This window comes from Paenibacillus sp. 01T422, from assembly GCF_056398785.1.
This window is the reverse complement of record NZ_JBFTQB010001278.1, coordinates 1-1,749: the sequence shown is the minus strand read 5'-3', so window position 1 is coordinate 1,749 and position 1,749 is coordinate 1. Positions and strand designations below refer to the sequence as shown.

Below are 1,749 nucleotides of genomic sequence, written 5' to 3'. Positions count from 1 at the left end.
GTTCTGCACACACGGTGTGGACTGTAGCGCTTGCGGTATTCATGATCGGCTTAGCAGAGGGTATGTTGTTCCCACTGTCTTTCATCAAAACGGCGGAAGTTGTGCCGAAACTTAGCTTAACATCCGCAATTTCACTGATGCTTGCTTGTGTCTATGCCTGCCAGTTCCTCAGTCCTTTATTCGTAAAAGGAGTAGAACTGCTGCTTCATACGGATTCAACTCGGGGTGTGTTTATGGCGATTGCCGGAGCTTTGGATGTGACGACCGTTATCTACAAGTGGGATTTCCATTGCCGCAGCACTTGGTGTTGTTAACGGCTATAGTGAACAGTCTTTTGGTCCTGATGATTTAATTACAAGGGAGCAAATGGCAGCCATCGTAATTCGAGCTGCTCAGATTGATCCGATTAACATGAACATCGATTTTTCGGATAGCTCATCTGTCTCCGACTGGGCTCATTCGGCACTTGCGACTGCAGGAGAACACGACCCGCGCCGAAGCGATTACCGTCATTCTAAGAGCATTGGAATTAAATAGATAAAAGCAAACTGAAAAAGCTGTTTCTTAGTAGATGGTAGATGATCTACTGAGAAGCAGTTTTTTCATTGTTTCTTAAAAACCATATGCCGCTTCTTTCCTTTCCCGAAGATTGGAATAAGTTTCTGTTAACAATACAGTATCCTCAACCAAACGTTCAACTCGAAAAAGGACATCGTCATTCTTAATTTCTTTGAGATGGAAATCTTTTTCTTCAATGAATACATAAGTTTGAACGATTTGTGCTTTCATATAAGCCAAAATCGGCTTCAAGTGGTATTCCGCAACTAAAAAATGTCTGGACGAACCTGCGGTAATGAGCATGGATACTACCTTATATAACGCTGATGGCCTAATTGTTCGTGCTGATACAGAATTTTTTCAATAATTAACTGCGGACTGCCGATATTTAATACATTGCGGGCATCTGTGCCTTGTGCAAACAACTGCTTAGAGAAGCCTTGTCCATTCGTCAGCTTTATTCCTTCATTAAGATGGGGATAATATTCCTGGAGCGCTTGTTGAGTCGTATCGGCTGAATAGAAAAGGCCAGTGGTACCTACTGGAAGCATGGCGGGATCGAAGCCATTCGCTTTGGCCGACTCCCGGAAAGCCTCGATCGTATTCTTAAATACGCTAGCAGGGCCAGCCAGCATTGCCGTCGTCATAGGAACACCGGCGTAGCCCGCCTTTATTGCGCTCGCAGGCGTTCCGCCAACAGCGCGCCAAATCGGCAGCCATCCATTAAGAGGTCTGGGAATCACCCTGGCATTATTCAATGGCTCTCGGAATTGCCCTTCCCAAGTAATGACTTCTTCATTGTTTATTTTGGTTAATAAGTCGAATTTTTCTTCAAATAATTCCTCATAATTTTTAAGATTGAAGCCTAATAAATCAAATAAGCCAACGCGAGATGCGCGGCCGGCAATTATTTCTATGCGTCCTTTGGAAATCAAATCGATCGTGGCGAAGTCCTCGTACACCCGCACGGGATCCGATGTGCTTATAATCGTAGAGGAGCTTCCGATTTTTATTTTATCCGTTGCTTGGGCAATGGCGGACAGTACAATCGAATGCGCTTGGGTTACGAAATAATCTTGGTGACTTTCACCAACGCTAAAAAAATCAACGCCCGCTTGCTCAGCCAACTTTGCCATTTCAATGATTTCAAGAATGCGCTGCTCAGCAGAAATACGTTTTCCAGTGTGTGGA

Annotated in this window: 3 protein-coding genes and 1 pseudogene; 2 read left to right on the top strand and 2 right to left on the bottom strand. The window is 44.4% G+C overall.

Going from position 1 to position 1,749, the window contains the following annotated elements:
* Positions 1 to 314: hypothetical protein (locus tag AC1DUA_RS37980; protein ID WP_477504627.1), on the top strand; the 314-nt coding region annotated here is incomplete at its 5' end.
* A 52-nt stretch (positions 315 to 366) separates the two neighbouring features.
* The gene (locus AC1DUA_RS37975) at positions 367 to 537 is read left to right on the top strand and encodes a hypothetical protein (protein ID WP_477504626.1); all 171 of its coding nucleotides are present in this window, start codon (positions 367 to 369) and stop codon (positions 535 to 537) included.
* Positions 538 to 612: 75 nt separating this feature from the next.
* Here AC1DUA_RS37975 and AC1DUA_RS37970 read toward each other — a convergent pair.
* A pseudogene (locus AC1DUA_RS37970) lies at positions 613 to 873 on the bottom strand (NADPH-dependent FMN reductase); the annotation flags it as partial.
* Positions 867 to 1,749: LLM class flavin-dependent oxidoreductase (locus tag AC1DUA_RS37965; protein ID WP_477504625.1), on the bottom strand; the 883-nt coding region annotated here is incomplete at its 5' end. The pseudogene AC1DUA_RS37970 and the gene AC1DUA_RS37965, both read right to left, overlap by 7 nt.

Bases quoted from the DNA above. Each gene is read 5' to 3' on its own strand.
- AC1DUA_RS37975 (WP_477504626.1), top strand. From the start codon at position 367: ATGGCAGCCATCGTAATTCGAGCTGCTCAGATTGATCCGATTAACATG.